At 67.4% G+C, this 16658-nt stretch carries 26 protein-coding genes; all 26 read right to left on the reverse strand.

All coding sequences use genetic code 11. The features are described from left to right. Nucleotides 1-24: 24 nt before the first annotated feature. On the reverse strand, nucleotides 25-849 hold the full coding sequence (gene map / locus FZ103_RS14685; protein ID WP_156001684.1) for a type I methionyl aminopeptidase: 825 nt from the start codon (nucleotides 847-849) through the stop codon (nucleotides 25-27). Continuing rightward, a complete protein-coding gene (locus tag FZ103_RS14690; protein ID WP_186356310.1) occupies nucleotides 849-1499 on the reverse strand; it encodes an adenylate kinase in 651 nt (216 codons plus the stop codon). The genes map and FZ103_RS14690 overlap by 1 nt, the downstream gene beginning before the upstream one ends. Beyond that, the gene (gene secY / locus FZ103_RS14695; RefSeq protein WP_186356311.1) at nucleotides 1499-2812 is read right to left on the reverse strand and encodes a preprotein translocase subunit SecY; all 1314 of its coding nucleotides are present in this window, start codon (nucleotides 2810-2812) and stop codon (nucleotides 1499-1501) included. Before secY ends, FZ103_RS14690 begins: the two co-directional genes overlap by 1 nt. A 321-nt stretch (nucleotides 2813-3133) precedes the next feature. Continuing rightward, nucleotides 3134-3598, reverse strand: coding sequence for a 50S ribosomal protein L15 (gene rplO, locus FZ103_RS14700; RefSeq protein WP_156001685.1), 465 nt, complete (start codon nucleotides 3596-3598; stop codon nucleotides 3134-3136). Further along, complete coding sequence (gene rpmD, locus FZ103_RS14705) at nucleotides 3595-3783, reverse strand: 50S ribosomal protein L30 (protein ID WP_156001686.1); 189 nt, start codon at nucleotides 3781-3783, stop codon at nucleotides 3595-3597. Before rpmD ends, rplO begins: the two co-directional genes overlap by 4 nt. Before the next feature lie 2 nt (nucleotides 3784-3785). Further along, complete coding sequence (gene rpsE / locus FZ103_RS14710) at nucleotides 3786-4388, reverse strand: 30S ribosomal protein S5 (RefSeq protein ID WP_156001687.1); 603 nt, start codon at nucleotides 4386-4388, stop codon at nucleotides 3786-3788. A gap of 46 nt (nucleotides 4389-4434) precedes the next feature. After that, nucleotides 4435-4824, reverse strand: coding sequence for a 50S ribosomal protein L18 (rplR, locus tag FZ103_RS14715; protein ID WP_156001688.1), 390 nt, complete (start codon nucleotides 4822-4824; stop codon nucleotides 4435-4437). Nucleotides 4825-4826: 2 nt separating this feature from the next. Next, a complete protein-coding gene (gene rplF / locus FZ103_RS14720; RefSeq protein ID WP_156001689.1) occupies nucleotides 4827-5372 on the reverse strand; it encodes a 50S ribosomal protein L6 in 546 nt (181 codons plus the stop codon). 16 nt (nucleotides 5373-5388) lie between these two features. Further along, a complete protein-coding gene (gene rpsH / locus FZ103_RS14725) occupies nucleotides 5389-5787 on the reverse strand; it encodes a 30S ribosomal protein S8 (RefSeq protein WP_156001690.1) in 399 nt (132 codons plus the stop codon). 291 nt (nucleotides 5788-6078) lie between these two features. Further along, nucleotides 6079-6264, reverse strand: a complete 186-nt coding sequence (locus FZ103_RS14730) for a type Z 30S ribosomal protein S14 (RefSeq protein WP_156001691.1) — start codon at nucleotides 6262-6264, stop codon at nucleotides 6079-6081. A gap of 8 nt (nucleotides 6265-6272) precedes the next feature. Next, the gene (gene rplE, locus FZ103_RS14735; RefSeq protein ID WP_156001692.1) at nucleotides 6273-6857 is read right to left on the reverse strand and encodes a 50S ribosomal protein L5; all 585 of its coding nucleotides are present in this window, start codon (nucleotides 6855-6857) and stop codon (nucleotides 6273-6275) included. Beyond that, complete coding sequence (gene rplX / locus FZ103_RS14740; protein WP_156001693.1) at nucleotides 6857-7162, reverse strand: 50S ribosomal protein L24; 306 nt, start codon at nucleotides 7160-7162, stop codon at nucleotides 6857-6859. Before rplX ends, rplE begins: the two co-directional genes overlap by 1 nt. Nucleotides 7163-7165: 3 nt before the next feature. After that, complete coding sequence (gene rplN / locus FZ103_RS14745) at nucleotides 7166-7534, reverse strand: 50S ribosomal protein L14 (protein ID WP_186356312.1); 369 nt, start codon at nucleotides 7532-7534, stop codon at nucleotides 7166-7168. A 102-nt stretch (nucleotides 7535-7636) separates the two neighbouring features. Beyond that, nucleotides 7637-7912 (reverse strand): 30S ribosomal protein S17, encoded by a 276-nt coding sequence (rpsQ, locus tag FZ103_RS14750; protein ID WP_156001694.1) that lies wholly within the window; start codon nucleotides 7910-7912, stop codon nucleotides 7637-7639. Beyond that, nucleotides 7909-8163: a 50S ribosomal protein L29 gene (rpmC, locus tag FZ103_RS14755; RefSeq protein ID WP_040274920.1), complete on the reverse strand. Its 255-nt coding sequence runs from the start codon at nucleotides 8161-8163 to the stop codon at nucleotides 7909-7911. Before rpmC ends, rpsQ begins: the two co-directional genes overlap by 4 nt. Beyond that, nucleotides 8163-8579: a 50S ribosomal protein L16 gene (rplP, locus tag FZ103_RS14760; RefSeq protein WP_156001695.1), complete on the reverse strand. Its 417-nt coding sequence runs from the start codon at nucleotides 8577-8579 to the stop codon at nucleotides 8163-8165. The genes rpmC and rplP overlap by 1 nt, the downstream gene beginning before the upstream one ends. A gap of 3 nt (nucleotides 8580-8582) precedes the next feature. After that, the gene (gene rpsC, locus FZ103_RS14765; RefSeq protein ID WP_186356313.1) at nucleotides 8583-9401 is read right to left on the reverse strand and encodes a 30S ribosomal protein S3; all 819 of its coding nucleotides are present in this window, start codon (nucleotides 9399-9401) and stop codon (nucleotides 8583-8585) included. Next, nucleotides 9401-9778 carry a 50S ribosomal protein L22 gene (gene rplV, locus FZ103_RS14770; protein WP_156001857.1) on the reverse strand — a complete coding sequence of 126 codons (378 nt, stop codon included), beginning with the start codon at nucleotides 9776-9778 and terminating at the stop codon, nucleotides 9401-9403. The genes rpsC and rplV overlap by 1 nt, the downstream gene beginning before the upstream one ends. A 72-nt stretch (nucleotides 9779-9850) precedes the next feature. Next, entirely contained in the window at nucleotides 9851-10129 is a 279-nt protein-coding gene (gene rpsS / locus FZ103_RS14775; protein WP_156001696.1) for a 30S ribosomal protein S19, read from the reverse strand. 12 nt (nucleotides 10130-10141) lie between these two features. Next, nucleotides 10142-10975 (reverse strand): 50S ribosomal protein L2, encoded by an 834-nt coding sequence (rplB, locus tag FZ103_RS14780; RefSeq protein WP_156001697.1) that lies wholly within the window; start codon nucleotides 10973-10975, stop codon nucleotides 10142-10144. An 83-nt stretch (nucleotides 10976-11058) separates the two neighbouring features. Continuing rightward, entirely contained in the window at nucleotides 11059-11349 is a 291-nt protein-coding gene (gene rplW / locus FZ103_RS14785) for a 50S ribosomal protein L23 (protein ID WP_186356314.1), read from the reverse strand. Next, nucleotides 11346-12026: a 50S ribosomal protein L4 gene (gene rplD / locus FZ103_RS14790; RefSeq protein ID WP_156001698.1), complete on the reverse strand. Its 681-nt coding sequence runs from the start codon at nucleotides 12024-12026 to the stop codon at nucleotides 11346-11348. Before rplD ends, rplW begins: the two co-directional genes overlap by 4 nt. Nucleotides 12027-12029: 3 nt before the next feature. Beyond that, complete coding sequence (gene rplC, locus FZ103_RS14795; protein ID WP_156001699.1) at nucleotides 12030-12680, reverse strand: 50S ribosomal protein L3; 651 nt, start codon at nucleotides 12678-12680, stop codon at nucleotides 12030-12032. A 13-nt stretch (nucleotides 12681-12693) separates the two neighbouring features. Further along, nucleotides 12694-13002, reverse strand: coding sequence for a 30S ribosomal protein S10 (gene rpsJ, locus FZ103_RS14800; protein WP_017621536.1), 309 nt, complete (start codon nucleotides 13000-13002; stop codon nucleotides 12694-12696). A gap of 258 nt (nucleotides 13003-13260) precedes the next feature. Beyond that, the gene (gene tuf, locus FZ103_RS14805; RefSeq protein WP_186356315.1) at nucleotides 13261-14454 is read right to left on the reverse strand and encodes an elongation factor Tu; all 1194 of its coding nucleotides are present in this window, start codon (nucleotides 14452-14454) and stop codon (nucleotides 13261-13263) included. Nucleotides 14455-14506: 52 nt separating this feature from the next. Then, complete coding sequence (gene fusA / locus FZ103_RS14810; protein WP_156001700.1) at nucleotides 14507-16621, reverse strand: elongation factor G; 2115 nt, start codon at nucleotides 16619-16621, stop codon at nucleotides 14507-14509. Nucleotides 16622-16658 lie beyond the last annotated feature (37 nt).

Consider the following 16658-nt stretch of genomic DNA (forward strand, 5'->3'; position numbering starts at 1 on the left):
CCCGGCAGCGGCGAAGGAGCGTGCCTAGAAGCCCGGGTCGGGAAAGCCCAGCCGGGCGATGTACTCGCGGTTGTCCTCGCGCGCGGTCAGCACCAGCGGCCCGTCCGCGGTGATCGCCACAGAGTGCTCGAAGTGCGCCGAGCGCTCTCCGTCGCGGGTGACGACGGTCCAGCCGTCGTCCAGCTGCTCCACGTGGCGGGTGCCGGCGTTGGCCATGGGCTCGATCGCCAGGCACATGCCCTCGACAAGCTGCTGCCCCTTGCCCCGCCTGCCGTAGTTGAGCACGTGCGGGTCCATGTGCATCTCGGTGCCGATGCCGTGCCCGCCGTACTCCTGGACGTTGCCGAAGCGCCCCTGGGTGCGCATGTAGCCGTCGATGGCCGCGCCGATGTCGCCCAGCCGGTTACCGGGTCGCAGCTCGGCGATCCCGCGCCACATGGCCTCCTCGCAGACCTCCATCAGCCGAGCGTCCTGCGCGCGGGTCTCGCCTACCGCGACGGTGATCGCGGAGTCGCCGTGCCAGCCGTCCAGGATGGCGCCGCAGTCGATGGAGATGAGGTCGCCCCGGCGCAGCACCTTGTCGGCGCGCGGGATGCCGTGGACGACCTCCTCGTTCACCGATGCGCAGATGGAGCCGGTGAACCCGTAGTAGCCCTTGAAGGAGGGCACCGCCCCCGCCTCGCGGATGCTGCGCTCGGCGATCTCGTCGAGGTCCAGGGTGCTCATGCCGGGCTCGACGGCGGCGCGCAGCCGATCGAGCGTGCGCGCCACCACCTTGCCCGCCTCGCGCATCATGGCGATCTCGGCGGCCGTCTTCAGCTGCACCGCCGGGTCTGCCTTGCGGAACATCAGGCTCTGCTTCGCAACGCGGACTTCGCCCGCTCAGTGACCTCGTCGACGCTTCCGGTGGCCTCGATGGCGACCAGGATGCCCTCGTTCGCGTAGAACGACACCAGCGGCTCGGTCTGCTCGCGGTAGACCTCCAGGCGGTGCCGGACGACGTGCTCGCTGTCGTCCTCGCGCTGGAACAGCTCGCCGCCGCAGTTGTCGCAGACGCCCTCGCTCCGCGGAGGGTCGAACTCGACGTGGTGGACGTGGTTGCAGTTGCGGCACTGCCGCCGCCCCGAGAGCCGCCTGACGACCTCCTCCTCGTCGACCTTGAGCTCCAGCACGGCGTCCAGCCGCTCGCCCAGGTCGTCGAGGATCTTGTTCAGCGCCTCGGCCTGGGCGACGTTGCGCGGGAAGCCGTCGAGCAGGAAGCCCTGCTTGGCGTCCTGCTCCTTGAGCCGGTCGCGCACCATCGCGTTGGTGACCTCGTCGGGGACGAGGTCACCCCGGTCCATGTAGGCCTTGGCCTGCTTTCCCAGCTCGGTGCCACCGCTGACGTTGGCACGGAAGATGTCGCCTGTGGACACCTTCGGAATCGACAATTCGGACGCCAAGATCTGGGCCTGGGTGCCTTTTCCGGCTCCCGGGGGTCCCACCAATACGGCACGCACTATCGCAAGAAACCTTCGTAGTTCCGCTGCTGGAGGTGACTCTCGATCTGCTTCACCGTGTCCAGCCCGACACCGACCATGATCAGGATGCTCGTGCCGCCGAACGGGAAGTTCTGCGAAGCACCGGAGGCTCCCAGCGCAACCATCGGCAGCAGAGCGATCAGCCCGAGGTAAAGCGAACCGGGAGTCGTCAGCCGGGTCAGCACGTAGTCGAGGTACTCGGCGGTCGGACGCCCCGGACGGATACCCGGGATGAACCCACCGTACTTCTTCATGTTGTCGGCGACTTCAGCGGGGTTGAACGTGATCGCCACGTAGAAGAACGCGAAGCCGATGATCATCAGGAAGAAGGTGGCCATGTAGACCGGATGCGTGCCCGTGATGAAGTAGGTGTTGATGAAGTCGGCGACCGGGTTGTCGGCGTCCTGCCCCATCAGTCCGATGGCCAGCTGCGGGAGGTAGAGCAGCGACGAGGCGAAGATCACCGGGATGATGCCGGCCTGGTTGACCTTCAGCGGGATGTAGGTGGAGCTGCCGCCGTACATCCGCCGGCCCACCATGCGCTTGGCGTACTGCACCGGGATGCGGCGCTGCGCCTGCTCGATGAAGACCACACCGGTGATGAGCACGACGCCCGCGACGCAGATGATCGCGAAGACCCAGGTCTCCTGCTCCTGGAACATGGTGGTCATCGCCGAGGGGAAGCCCGCCACGACGGTGGTGAAGATCAGCAGCGACATGCCGTTGCCGACGCCGCGCTCGGTGATCAGCTCGCCGAACCACATGATCACGCCGGTGCCGGCGGTCATCGTGACGACGATGGTCACCAGCGTCAGCGGGTCCTGGTTGGGCATGTAGCTGCTCACCGGGATCTGGCCCTGGAACAGCTGCCCGGTGCGCGCCATCGCCACGATGCTCGACGACTGCAGGACGGCCAGCAGCAGGGTCAGATACCGCGTGTACTGGGTGATCTTGCCCTGGCCGGCCTGCCCCTCCTTCTTGAGGGCCTCCAGGCGCGGCACGACCACCGTCAGCAGGTTGATGATGATGCTCGCGGTGATGTAGGGCATGATGCCCAGCGCGAACACCGCCAGCTGGAACAGTGCGCCGCCGCTGAAGAGGTTCAGCAGCGTGAAGACTCCGGTGGAGTCCTGCGCCTGGACCGCTTCGAGCTGCTCGCGGATGGCCGCCGAGTTGATGCCCGGCGCCGGGATCACCGCTCCCAACCGGAAGACGGTCAGGATGAAGAGCGTGAACAGCAGCTTGTTGCGCAGGTCAGGCGTGCGGAACGCACGGATGAACGCACCTAGCACGTCTCCTCCTGCGAGGTTTCGGCGGCGGAACCGGTTCCAGACATCGCGGCCGATCCTGAATCGTCGTTGCACGTCGGCACCGGGAGTGCTCCCGGAACCCTGAGGTCATCGGTCAAGCAGTATCGCACTGTAACAGCCAATCGCGGGGGGATTAGGAGCGCCGAGGCACAGTGTCAAGTCACGCCCTGTGCCCGGAGCATGGCACGCGGGCAGTGCCCCCGAACCTACCTCAACCCACCGCTGAACGCGCAGGGGCGCCCGCCGGTTCCCACTGCGTGGGATCGGCCGGCGGGCGCCCCTGGCGCGAAGCGACGGTCATTCCTACCGCTCGGTGGCACTGCCACCGGCCGCGGTGATCTTGTCCCGGGCCGAGGCGGAGAACGCGTCCGCCGTCACCTGCACGGCGACCGAGATCTCGCCTTCGCCCAGCACCTTGACGGGCTGGTTCTTGCGAACCGCGCCCTTGGCGACCAGGTCCTCGACGGTGACCTCGCCGCCCTGCGGGTACAGCTCGGTCAGCTTGTCCAGGTTGACCACCTGGTAGGTGGTCTTGAACCGGGCGTTGCTGAAGCCCTTTAGCTTGGGCACCCGCCGGATCAGCGGCATCTGGCCGCCCTCGAACCCGACCGGGACGGTCGAGCGGGCCTTGGTGCCCTTGGTGCCGCGGCCCGCGGTCTTGCCCTTGGACGCCTCGCCGCGGCCCTTGCGGATCTTGGCCTTGTTGGAGCCCGGAGCGGGCCGCAGGTGATGCAGCTTCAGCGGCTCGTCGGGCGTGTAGTCGCTCATGCGTCGACCTCCTCGACACTCACGAGGTGCGCGACGACGGTGATCTGCCCGCGGACGGAGGGGTTGTCCTCACGCACCACCGACGAGCCGATCTTGCGCAGTCCGAGCGACCGCAGGCTGTCGCGCTGCTTCTGATTGCCGCCGATCTTGGACCGGACCTGGGTGATCTTCAGCTTGTTGGCCATGGTCAGGCACCCGCCTTCGCCTCAGCACGGGCGCGCAGCATGGCGGCCGGAGCCACGTCCTCAAGCGGCAGGCCCCGCCGGGCGGCGATCTCCTCGGGCTGGTTGAGGTCCTTGAGCGCCGCAACGGTGGCGTGCACGATGTTCAGCGGGTTCGACGAGCCCAGCGACTTGCTCAGCACGTCGTGGATCCCGGCGCACTCCAGCACCGCGCGGACCGGACCGCCGGCGATAACACCGGTACCGGGCGCGGCCGGGCGCAGGAGCACGACGCCGGCGGCGTCCTCGCCCTGGACCCGGTGCGTGATCGTGCCCTGGACGCGCGGGACGCGGAAGAAGTTCTTCTTAGCCGTCTCGACGCCCTTGGCGATGGCCGCGGGGACCTCTTTGGCCTTCCCGTAGCCGACGCCGACCATCCCGTTGCCGTCGCCCACGACGACCAGAGCGGTGAAGCTGAAGCGCCGACCGCCCTTGACCACCTTGGCGACCCGGTTGATGGTCACGACTTTCTCGATGTAGGAGACACCCTTGTCTGCGGCGCCGCCGCGGCGATCGTCACGGCGGTCACGCCGCTCGCCACCGGCGCCGCGCCGCGGAGCTGCAGCCATCAGTGGTTCCTCTTCCCGTTGGTGAAAATGCTTGCGACCGGGTTCATCAGAACTCCAGCCCGCCGGACCGCGCGCCGTCGGCCAGCGCTGCGACGCGGCCGTGGTAGCGGTAGCCGCCGCGGTCGAAGACCACCGACGAGATGTCGGCGGCCTGGGCGCGCTGCGCGAGCAGCTCGCCGACCTTGCGCGACTTCTCCGTCTTGGTGCCCTCGCCGTCGCGGATGTCGCGGTCGAGCGTGGAGGCCGCCACCAGCGTGTGGTGCCGGGTGTCGTCCACGATCTGCGCGACGATGTGCTTGGAGGAGCGGAACACCACCAGGCGCGGACGCGCCGGAGTGCCCGAGATCTTCTTGCGGACCCGCAGGTGGCGCCGCGCACGGGAGCTTGCGCGCTTGGCCATCCCCTTGTTGCGGGTCAGCGTCGTGGTCTTACCCATGACTACTTACCAGCCTTTCCGGCCTTGCGGCGGATGCGCTCACCCTGGTAGCGCACACCCTTGGCCTTGTAAGGGTCGGGCCTGCGCAGATTGCGGATGTTCGAGGCGACCTGGCCCACGAGCTGCTTGTCGATGCCCTCGACGTGCAGCAGGGTCGGCTTCTCGACGCGGAAGCTGATGCCTTCGGGCGGCTCCACCACGACCGGGTGGCTGTAGCCCAGCGAGAACTCCAGGTTGGAGCCCCGGGCCTGGACGCGGTAACCGACACCGTGGATCTCCAGCGTCTTGGTGTAGCCGTTGGAGACGCCTTCGATGAGGTTGGCGATGAGCGCACGGGTGAGCCCGTGCAGCGAGCGGTTGTCCGGCTTGTCGTCGGGCCGGTACACGCGCAGGAGGCTGTCGTCCTCCTCGTCCCAGCCGATGGTGATCGGCTCGGCCACCCGGTGGCTCAGCTCGCCCTTCGGCCCCTTGACCTTGACGTCCTGCCCGTCGATGGAGACCTCGACGCCCTTGGGAACCGAGATAGGCCGTCGACCAATACGCGACATGGCGAAATCCCTCCCTCTACCAGACGTAGGCGAGGACTTCGCCGCCCACGCCGCGCTTTTTGGCCTGCTTGTCGGTCATCAGGCCACCGGACGTCGAAATGATGGCGACACCGAGGCCGCCCAGCACACGCGGAAGGTTGTCCTTCTTCGCGTAGACGCGCAGTCCGGGCTTGGAGACCCGGCGCACGCCGGCGATGGAGCGCTCGCGCGTGGGCCCGTACTTGAGGTCGACCACCAGGCTCTTGCCCACGGCCGCGTCCTCGGTGCGCCAGCCCTGCACGAAGCCCTCCTGCTGGAGGATCTCGGCGATGTGCGCCTTGATCTTGGAATACGGCATGACCACGGTGTCGTGGTACGCCGAATTCGCGTTGCGCAGACGAGTAAGCATGTCTGCGATCGGGTCGGTCATCGTCATGGCCGATAGGCCCTTCCTCGCCGCGGTTTCCCCAAGGACAGGCCCTTCCCTTTGCGGGCCTGTTCCCGCGCCGGGCGCGGGTCCTCTAGGACCTACGGCGTGGTCGTGGGCACCGTGCCGGGTCGGCACCGTGCCCTGTCGGTTCGTTGTCGTTTCTCGCGTGGTGCGGCCACCGGACGTGCCGGGGCCGCGGTTCCTACGGTCCGCTTCGCGGGCCGGCGGCCGCGCCTGTGCCCGGGGCGGGGCACGCACCTTCGGCGGTGCCGATCCCCGGGCACAGGCGCAGGAGGACTACCAGCTCGCCTTGGAGATGCCGGGGAGTTCGCCGCGGTGGGCCATCTCGCGGAAGCAGATGCGGCAGAGGCCGAACTTCCTGAAGACGGCGCGCGGCCGACCGCACCGCGAGCACCGAGTATATGCGCGGACGCCGAACTTCTGCTTGCGGTTCGCCTTGGCGATCAGTGCCTTCTTAGCCATGGTCTCCCCTAGGACTCCTTGAAGGGGAAGCCGAGCCGCTTCAGCAGGCTGCGCCCCTCGTCGTCGGTGGTCGCCGAGGTGACGACCGTGATGTCCATGCCCCGCTGGCGGTCGACCCGGTCGGGGTCGATCTCGTGGAACATGACCTGCTCGGTCAGCCCGAAGGTGTAGTTCCCCCGCCCGTCGAACTGCTTGGGCGAGAGCCCCCGGAAGTCGCGGATGCGGGGCAGGGCCAGCGAGAGCAGCCGGTCGAGGAACTCCCACATCCGGTCGCCGCGCAGCGTGACGCTGGCGCCGATCGGCATGCCCTCGCGCAGCTTGAACTGCGCGATGGAGTTCTTCGCGCGGTTGATGCGCGGCTTCTGGCCGGTGATCGCCGAGAGGTCGTTCACCGCGCCCTGGATCAGCTTGGCGTCGCGCGCGGCGTCGCCCACACCCATGTTCACCACGATCTTGGTCAGACCGGGGATCTGCATGATGTTGCCGATCCCGAACTCCTCGCGGAGGGCCGGGATGATCTCCGAGCGGTACTTCTCCTTCAGCCGCGGCATGGCCGGGGCCTGGGGAGCGGAGGTCTCAGTGTCGACCGTCATCAGATGTCCTTACCGGTACGGCGGGAGATCCGAACCTTGGTTCCGTCTTCCTCGAAGCGGTAGCCGACGCGGGTGGGCTTGCCGTCCTCCACGATCGCGACGTTGCTCACGTGGATCGGCGCCTCCTTGGTGACGACCTCGCCCTGCTGGCCGCCCGCCGGGTTCGCCCGCTTGTGCTTCTTGATGAGGTTGACGCCCTCGACGACGACACGCTGCTCCCGGGGAAGGGCCCTGATGACCTTCCCGGTGGCACCCTTGTCCTTGCCGGCGATGACGACGACCTCGTCGTCCTTCTTGATCTTCATCGCCTAGAGCACCTCCGGCGCTAGCGAGATGATGCGCATGTACCTCTTGTCCCGCAGCTCGCGCCCGACCGGGCCGAAGATACGGGTGCCGCGGGGGTCCCCACCGTCCTTGATGAGCACGGCGGCGTTCTCATCGAAGCGGATGTAGGAGCCGTCGGGCCGGCGGCGCTCCTTGGAGGTGCGCACGATAACGGCCTTGACGACATCGCCCTTCTTCACGCCCGCGGCGGGAAGGGCGTCCTTCACCGTCGCCACGATGGTGTCGCCGATGCCCGCGTAGCGCCGACCCGAGCCGCCGAGGACACGGATGGTCAAGATCTCCTTGGCCCCCGTGTTGTCGGCGACCTTGAGTCGCGACTCCTGCTGAATCACGTCTTCTCCTGATATATGCGCGCGGCCCGCCGGGCTCGCGCTGCTAGGTGGTCACACCCCTGGAGCGGCCGATCTCCACGAATCCGCCGCCAGGTTCAGGGGTTACTTGGCCTTCTCCAGGATCTCCACGACGCGCCAGCGCTTGGTCGCGGACATCGGACGGGTCTCCATCATGCGCACCCGGTCGCCGACGCCGCAGATCTCGCCCTCGTCGTGGGCCTTGTACTTGGTCGTGCGGCGGATGACCTTGCCGTAAAGCGCGTGCTTCACGCGGTCCTCCACCTCGACGACGACCGTCTTGGACATCTTGTCGCTGACGACGTAGCCCTCGCGCACCTTGCGGTAGTTGCGCGTGGAGCTCTGGGTGGTCTCGCTCATTCGGCTGCTTCCTTCGTCTTCTCAGCCGACTCACCGGTCAGCGGCATGATCCCAAGCTCGTGCTCGCGCATGACCGTGTAGATCCGAGCGATCTCACGCTTGACGGTGCGCAGCCGGCTGTGGTTGTCCAGCTGCCCGGTGGCGGCCTGGAAGCGGAGGTTGAACAGCTCTTCCTTCGCCTCCTTGAGCTTGCCGACCAGGTCCTCGACGGACTGGCCGCGCAGCTCCTGGGCGGTCAGGGACTTGGCCATCACGCCTCCACTTCGCGCTTCACGAACTTGCACTTCATCGGCAGCTTGTGCATAGCCCTACGCATTGCTTCCTTGGCGACCGGCTCCGGCACGCCCGACAGCTCGAACATGACGCGCCCGGGCTTGACCGGCGCGACCCACCACTCGGGGGAGCCCTTACCGGAACCCATGCGGGTCTCGGCGGGCTTCTTGGTGATGGGGCGGTCCGGGAAGATGTTGATCCACACCTTGCCGCCACGGCGGATGTGCCGCGTCATGGCGATACGCGCGGCCTCGATCTGCCGGTTGGTGACGTAGGCGGCGTCCAGGGCCTGGATGCCGTACTCACCGAAGTTGACCTTCGTGCCGCCCTTCGCACGCCCCTTGAGGTCGGGGTGGTGCTGCTTGCGGTACTTGATCTTGCGGGGAATCAGCATGGGTCAGCTCCCCTCGTTCCCGGAGTTCTCCGCGCCCTGGCCGGCCTCGGCCGGAGCGGCGGACTTGGCCTCGGCCTGCTGGCCCTGGCCACCGCCGCGGCGGCGCCGTCCGGGGCGCTCGCGGCGCTGGCCGGCACCGCCACCGCCGCCGGGAGCGCGCTGCGCGGCCTGGGCCGCCTCGCGCTCGGCGCGGGTCGCGGGAGCGTCGCCCTTGTAGATCCACACCTTCACGCCGATCCGGCCGAAGGTGGTGCGGGCCTCGAAGAAGCCGTAGTCGATGTCGGCGCGGAGCGTGTGCAGGGGCACGCGGCCCTCGCGGTAGAACTCCGAACGCGACATCTCGGCACCGCCGAGGCGGCCGCCGCACTGGATGCGGATGCCCTTGGCGCCGCTCTTCATCGCACTCTGCATGGCCTTGCGCATCGCCCGACGGAACGCGACTCGGCTGGACAGCTGCTCCGCCACACCCTGAGCGACGAGCTGAGCGTCGGTCTCGGGGTTCTTGACCTCGAGGATGTTGAGCTGGACCTGCTTCTTGTTGGTCAGCTTCTCCAGGTCGGCGCGGATGCGGTCGGCCTCCGAACCGCGGCGGCCGATGACGATGCCCGGCCGGGCGGTGTGGATGTCGACGCGGACCCGCTCACGGGTGCGCTCGATCTCCACCTTGGAGATCCCGGCGCGCTCCATGCCGCGGTTCAGCATCCGGCGGATGGCCACGTCTTCCTTGACGTAGTCCTTGTACAGCTTGTCGGCATACCACCGGGTCTTGTAGTCGGTGGTCACGCCGAGTCGGAACCCGTGCGGGTTGACCTTCTGCCCCACTATCGGGTCCTCTCCTTCGTCTTGGTCGACGAGGCGCCCGCAGTCTCACGCGGCTCGACGACCACGGTGATGTGGCTCGTCCGCTTCGTGACCCGGAACGCGCGGCCGAAGCCGCGCGGCCGGATGCGCTTGAGGGTGGGACCTTCGTCCACCCATGCGCCGCCGACCACCAGCGTCTCGCGGTCCAGCTTGTCGTTGTGCTCGGCATTGGCGATGGCGCTCGCGAGCACCTTGCCCACCGGTTCGCTCGCCGCCTGCGGCGCGAACCGGAGCACCGCCTGTGCCTCGTCAGCGGGCAACCCGCGAATAAGGTCCACCACCCGGCGGGCCTTTCGGGGCGTAACACGGACGAACCGTGCCTGTGCCCTCGTTCCCATCGCTTTTCCCTCGCTCACGGAAATCACCCCCACGCACCGTGGGGAAACGGTTCTTAACTCCTACTGCAACCGCTAGCGGCGGCTACGGCGGTCTTCCTTGACGTGGCTGCGGAAAGTGCGCGTGGGAGCGAACTCGCCGAGCTTGTGACCGACCATCGACTCGGAAACGAACACCGGGACGTGCTTGCGGCCGTCGTGCACGGCGATGGTGTGCCCGATCATCTCCGGAACCACCATGGACCGCCGCGACCACGTCTTGATGACGTTCTTGGTGCCCTTCTCGTTCTGCTCTTCCACCTTCTTGATCAGGTGGTCGTCGACGAAGGGACCCTTCTTAAGGCTACGTGGCATCAGACGTGCTCCTTACCGCTTCTTCTTGCTACGCCGACGCACGATGAGCCGGTCACTGGGCTTGTTCGGCTTGCGGGTGCGCCCCTCGGGCTTGCCCCAGGGGCTGACCGGGTGCCGGCCGCCCGCGGCCTTGCCCTCGCCGCCGCCGAGCGGGTGGTCCACCGGGTTCATGGCGACACCGCGGACGCTGGGGCGCTTGCCTCGCCAGCGGTTGCGGCCCGCCTTGCCCCAGTTGATGTTGGACTGCTCGGCGTTGCCGACCTGGCCGACGGTGGCGCGGCAGGCCACCTCGACCTGGCGCATCTCGCCGGAGGGCATGCGCAGCGTGGCGTACTTGCCCTCCTTGGCCAGCAGCTGGATCTGCGACCCGGCCGACCGGCCCAGCTTCGCGCCGCCGCCCGGCTTCAGCTCGACCGCGTGCACGAACGTACCCGTGGGGATGTTGCGCAGCGGGAGGCAGTTGCCCGGCTTGATGTCGGAGGAGGGGCCGTTCTCCACCCGGTCGCCCTGCTTGAGGCCGGCGGGCGCCAGGATGTAGCGCTTCTCGCCGTCCACGTAGTGCAGCAGCGCGATCCGCGCGGTGCGGTTGGGGTCGTACTCGATGTGTGCGACCTTCGCGGGAACGCCGTCCTTGTCGTGGCGGCGGAAGTCGATCACCCGGTAGGCGCGCTTGTGTCCGCCGCCCTGGTGGCGGGCGGTGATGCGGCCGTGGCCGTTGCGGCCGCCCTTGGAGTGGAGCGGCCGCACCAGCGACTTCTCCGGGTGGTCGCGCGTGATCTCGACGAAGTCGGCCACGCTGGAGCCGCGGCGACCCGCTGTGGTCGGCTTGTACTTACGAATGCCCATCTTCTTCGCGCATTCCTTTGCGTATTACTGGTTGCGATCGCATCGAGGGCGCCGAATCGCCTATCGGATGACAGGCGAACCGGTCACACTCCGAAGATGTCGATCCGGTCGCCGTCGCGCAGGCTCACGATCGCACGCTTGGTGTCGGGGCGCTTGCCGTAACCGAACCGGGTCCGCTTGCGCTTTCCGGGCCGGTTGATCGTGTTCACGCTGGTGACCTTCACGTCGAAGATCTTCTCCACCGCGATCTTGATCTGCGTCTTGTTGGCCGTGGGCTGGACCAGGAACGTGTACTTGTTCTGGTCCATCAGCCCGTAGCTCTTCTCGGAGATCACCGGCTCGATGATGATGTCCCGAGGGTCGGGGATCTTCACTGGTCCTCCTCCTGCGACTCCTCGCGCGCCGCCTTGGCGGTGCCCTGAGCGTGGGCCAGGAACTCCTCGTACCCGCGCTCGGTGAAGACCACGTCGTCGGAGTAGAGGACGTCGCGCGTGTTCACCTGGTCGGCGTCGAGGATGTGGACCTCGGGCACGTTGCGCAGGGCCAACCGGTTGTGCTGGTCCTCGCGGTCCAGCACGACCAGCACCTTCGCCGATTCGGTGATGTTGCGCAGCGCCTTCAGCGCGGTCTGGGTGCGCTTGGAGGTGACGTCCTCGCCGACGAACTCGCTGACGATGTGGACGCGGTTGTGGCGGGCGCGGTCGGAGAGCGCGCCGCGCAGCGCCGCGGCCTTCATCTTCTTGGGGGTCCGCTGGGTGTAGTCGCGCGGCTGGGGGCCGTGCACCGTGCCGCCGCCGACGAACTGCGGGGCGCGGGTCGAGCCCTGGCGGGCGCGGCCGGTGCCCTTCTGCCGGTAGGGCTTCTTGCCGCCGCCGCGGGTCATGCCGCGGGTCTTGGTGGCGTGCGTGCCCTGGCGGGCCGCGGCCTGCTGGCCCAGCACGACCTGGTGCATCAGCGGGATGTTCACCTGCTGGTCGAAGATCGCCTCGGGAAGCTCGACGCTGCGGCCGGCCTTGCCCTGGGCGTCCTTGACCTCGACGGTCGTCGCCATGGCTTACTTGCCCCCCTTCACGGCGGTGCGGACGAGCACCAGCCCGCCGTTGGGACCGGGAACCGAGCCCTTGACCAGGATGAGGCCCTTCTCCGCGTCGACGGAGTGGACGGTGAGGTTCTGGATGGTCTTGCGTACGTTGCCCATGCGCCCGGCCATCCGGGTCCCCTTGAACACGCGCCCGGGCGTGGCGCAGCCGCCGATCGCTCCGGGCGAGCGGTGCTTGCGCTGGGTGCCGTGGGTGGCGCTCAGGCCGCGGAAGCCGTGGCGCTTCATCCCGCCGGCGAAGCCCTTGCCCTTGCTGCGGCCCGTGACGTCGACAAGCTCGCCGACCTCGAAGGCGTCAGCGGTCAGTTCCTGGCCGAGCTGGTACTCGGCGGCGTCGGCGGTGCGAACCTCGACGTAGTGGCGGCGCGGGGTGAGATCGTGCTTGCGCAGGTAGTCGCCGAGGGGCTTGTTCACCTTGCGCGGGTTGATCTTCCCGTAGCCGATCTGGATGGCGGAGTAGCCATCGGTCTCCGGAGTACGGACGCGCGTGACGACGCACGGACCGGCCTTCAGAACCGTCACGGGCACGATCCTGCCCGCGTCGTCGAAGACCTGGGTCATGCCGAGCTTCTCGCCCAGTACTCCCGTGATCTGCTTGGTGGCCATGTCAGTGCGTCCTTTAAAGCTTGATCTCGATGTCGACGCCGGCCGGGAGGTCGAGTCGCATGAGCGAGTCGACGGTCTTCGGCGTCGGGTCGATGATGTCGATCAGCCGCTTGTGCGTGCGCATCTCGAAGTGCTCGCGCGAGTCCTTGTACTTGTGCGGCGAGCGGATGACGCAGTAAACGTTCTTCTCCGTCGGCAACGGCACCGGGCCAGCGACGCTCGCACCAGTCCGCGTCACGGTCTCGACGATCTTGCGGGCCGAGCTGTCGATGACCTCATGGTCATAGGCTTTGAGCCGAATGCGGATCTTCTGTCCCGCCATGGTGGCCTTTTCGTCCTTCGCTTAGTGTCCGTAGAGGCGCGGTGCCGACGGCGCCGGCACGTGCCCCACAGGGGCTTGCCCTTGTGTGGCTCTATTCACCTGAGAATCTGCAACAGGGCTGTCCCCTGAGGCGCATCACCGCTACAGAGCCCGATGACGTCGGTCATGTCGGGGGCGGCCGGGCCGGTTCTCGCGAGGCCCGGCCGCCCCCGAGGGCGGTACCGGCGCTGCCGCCGGAGCCGCCCCCGCACGTCCGTGCTACTTGATGATCTTGGTCACTCGGCCCGCGCCGACGGTCCGGCCACCCTCGCGGATGGCGAACCGCAGGCCCTCCTCCATCGCGACCGGCTGGATGAGCTGGACGGACATCTCGGTGTTGTCACCGGGCATGACCATGTCCGTGCCCTCCGGCAGCGTGACGACGCCGGTGACGTCGGTCGTGCGGAAGTAGAACTGCGGGCGGTAGTTGTTGAAGAAGGGCGTGTGGCGGCCGCCCTCGTCCTTGGACAGGATGACGACCTGCGCCTCGAACTCGGTGTGCGGGGTGGTCGTGCCCGGCTTGATGACGACCTGGCCGCGCTCGACGTCCTCGCGCTTGGTGCCGCGCAGCAGCAGACCGACGTTGTCGCCCGCCTGGCCCTGGTCGAGCAGCTTGCGGAACATCTCCACACCGGTGACGGTGGTGGTCTGCTTGTCTTCCTTGATGCCGACGATGTCGACGGTCTCGTTGACGTTGATGACACCCCGCTCGACGCGGCCGGTGACGACCGTCCCGCGGCCGGTGATCGAGAAGACGTCCTCGATCGGCATCAGGAACGGCTTGTCGATGTCGCGCTCAGGGTTGGGGATGTTCTCGTCGACGGCCTTCATCAGGTCGAGGATGTTCTGACTCCACTCGGAGTCGCCCTCCATCGCCTTCAGCGCCGAGACCTTGACCACCGGAACCTCGTCGCCCGGGAACTCGTACTCGTTGAGCAGTTCGCGGACCTCGAGCTCGACCAGGTCGAAGATCTCCTCGTCGTCGACCATGTCGGCCTTGTTCAGCGCGACGACGATGTAGGGCACGCCGACCTGGCGGGCCAGGAGCACGTGCTCCTTGGTCTGGGGCATCGGGCCGTCGGTCGCGGCCACGACCAGGATGGCACCGTCCATCTGCGCCGCACCGGTGATCATGTTCTTCACGTAGTCGGCGTGGCCGGGGCAGTCCACGTGCGCGTAGTGGCGCTGCTCGGTCTCGTACTCGACGTGCGCGACGGAGATGGTGATACCGCGCTCGCGCTCCTCGGGAGCGTTGTCGATGTCCTCGAACGGCGTGAACGGGTTCAGCTCCGGGAACGCGTCGTGCAGAACCTTGGTGATGGCGGCGGTAAGCGTGGTCTTACCGTGGTCGATGTGACCGATGGTGCCGATGTTTACGTGCGGCTTGCTCCGCTCGAACTTGGCCTTCGCCACTGGATTTCTCCTAGACGTACAGGGTTGCTAGCTGACTGGATACGTGTCGCGGTTACTCGCCGCGCGCCTTCGCCACAATCTCTTCTGCGACGTTGGACGGGACCTCCGCGTAGGAGTCGAACACCATCGTGTACGTGGCTCGACCCTGCGTACGGCTGCGCAGGTCACCCACGTAGCCGAACATCTCCGACAGGGGCACCTGGGCCTTGACCAGGCGAGTGCCCGAGCGCTCCTCCATCGACTGGATCTGACCGCGCCGGCTGTTCAGGTCACCGATCACGTCGCCCATGTAGTCCTCGGGCGTCGTGACCTCCACCGCCATGACCGGCTCCAGCAGAACCGGCTTGGCCTTGCGCGCCGCTTCCTTGAAAGCCATGGAACCGGCGACCTTGAAGGCGAGCTCGGAGGAGTCGACGTCGTGGTACGCGCCGTCCTGCAGCGTCACCTTGATCCCCACGAGGGGGTATCCGGCGAGGACGCCGAACTCGGCGGCCTCCTGGCAGCCCGCGTCCACCGAGGGGATGTACTCCCGGGGGATGCGGCCGCCCGTGATGTTGTTGACGAACTCGTAGCCGGCGCTGTCGCCGCCGTCCTCGGCCAGCAGCGGCTCCAGGTCGATGACGACCCGGCCGAACTGGCCCTGGCCACCCGTCTGCTTCTTGTGGGTGTAGTCGACCTTCTCGACCTTGCGGCGGATGGTCTCGCGGTAGGCGACCTGCGGGCGGCCGATGTTCGCCTCGACCTTGAACTCGTCGCGCATCCGGTTGACCAGCACCTCCAGGTGGAGCTCGCCCATGCCCGAGATGACCGTCTGGCCGGTCTCCTCGTCGGTGGACACCCGGAAGGAGGGGTCCTCGTCGGCGAGCCTCTGGATCGCGATGCCCAGCTTCTCCTGGTCGCTCTTGGTCTTGGGCTCGATGGCCACCTCGATGACCGGAGCCGGGAACGTCATCGACTCCAGCACGATCGGGTCGGACGAGTCGCACAGGGTCTCGCCCGTGGTGGTGTCCTTGAGCCCCATGACGGCGACGATGTCGCCGGCACCCACGCGCTCGATCTCCTCGCGCTTGTTGGAGTGCATGCGGTAGATCTTGCCGATGCGCTCCTTGCGGCCCTTCACACTGTTCAGCACCTGCGTACCGGTCTGCAGCACACCGGAGTAGACGCGGATGTAGGTGAGCTTGCCCAGGTGGGGGTCGCTCATGATCTTGAAGACCAGAGCCGAGAACGGCTCCTCTTCGTCGGGCCGGCGGGCCAGCTCGACCTTCTCGGACTCGTCCTTGGGGTCGTGGCCCTGGATGGCCTCGACGTCGATCGGAGCGGGAAGGTAGTCGACGACCGCGTCCAGCAGCGGCTGCACGCCCTTGTTCTTGAAGGCGGTACCGCACAGCACCGGGATGGCGGTGCCGGCGATGGTCGCGCGCCGGATGGCGGGCACGATCTGCTCGACCGTGGGCTCGACGCCCTCAAGGTAGAGCTCCATGATCTCGTCGTCGGCCTCGGCCAGCGTCTCGATCATCTTGTCGTGCGCCTCGCGGGCGGCCTCGATGTGGCTGTCGGGGATGTCGACGGTGTCGTACATCTCCCCCAGCTTGGCCTCTTCGCTCCAGACCAGCGCCTTCATGTGCACCAGGTCGATGACGCCCTTGAAGTCCGACTCGGCGCCGATGGGCAGCTGCACCGGCATGGGGTTGGTGTTGAGGCGGTCGGAGAACATGTCGACGCAGCGCTGGAACTCCGCGCCGATCTTGTCCATCTTGTTGATGAAGCAGATCCGCGGAACGCCGTAGCGGTCGGCCTGGCGCCACACCTGCTCCGACTGCGGCTCGACGCCCTCCTTGGCGTCGAACACCGCGACCGCACCGTCGAGCACACGCAGCGACCGCTCGACCTCGACCGTGAAGTCGACGTGGCCGGGCGTGTCGATGATGTTGATCGTGTGGTCTTTCCAGTGGGTGGTGGTAGCCGCGGACGTGATCGTGATACCGCGCTGCTGCTCCTCCTTCATCCAGTCCATGGTGGCCGCGCCGTCATGGACCTCACCCAGCTTGTAGTTCACGCCGGTGTAGAAGAGGATGCGCTCGGTGGTCGTGGTCTTACCCGCGTCGATGTGCGCCATGATCCCGATGTTGCGGACCTTGGCAAGGTCAAGAGCAGTGGTAGCCATGAGGGCTCGTCTTCTCTCGGTCTCTCGTATCGATGGG

The sequence above is a fragment of the Streptomonospora sp. PA3 genome (genome assembly GCF_009728995.1).
Classification (GTDB): domain Bacteria; phylum Actinomycetota; class Actinomycetes; order Streptosporangiales; family Streptosporangiaceae; genus Streptomonospora.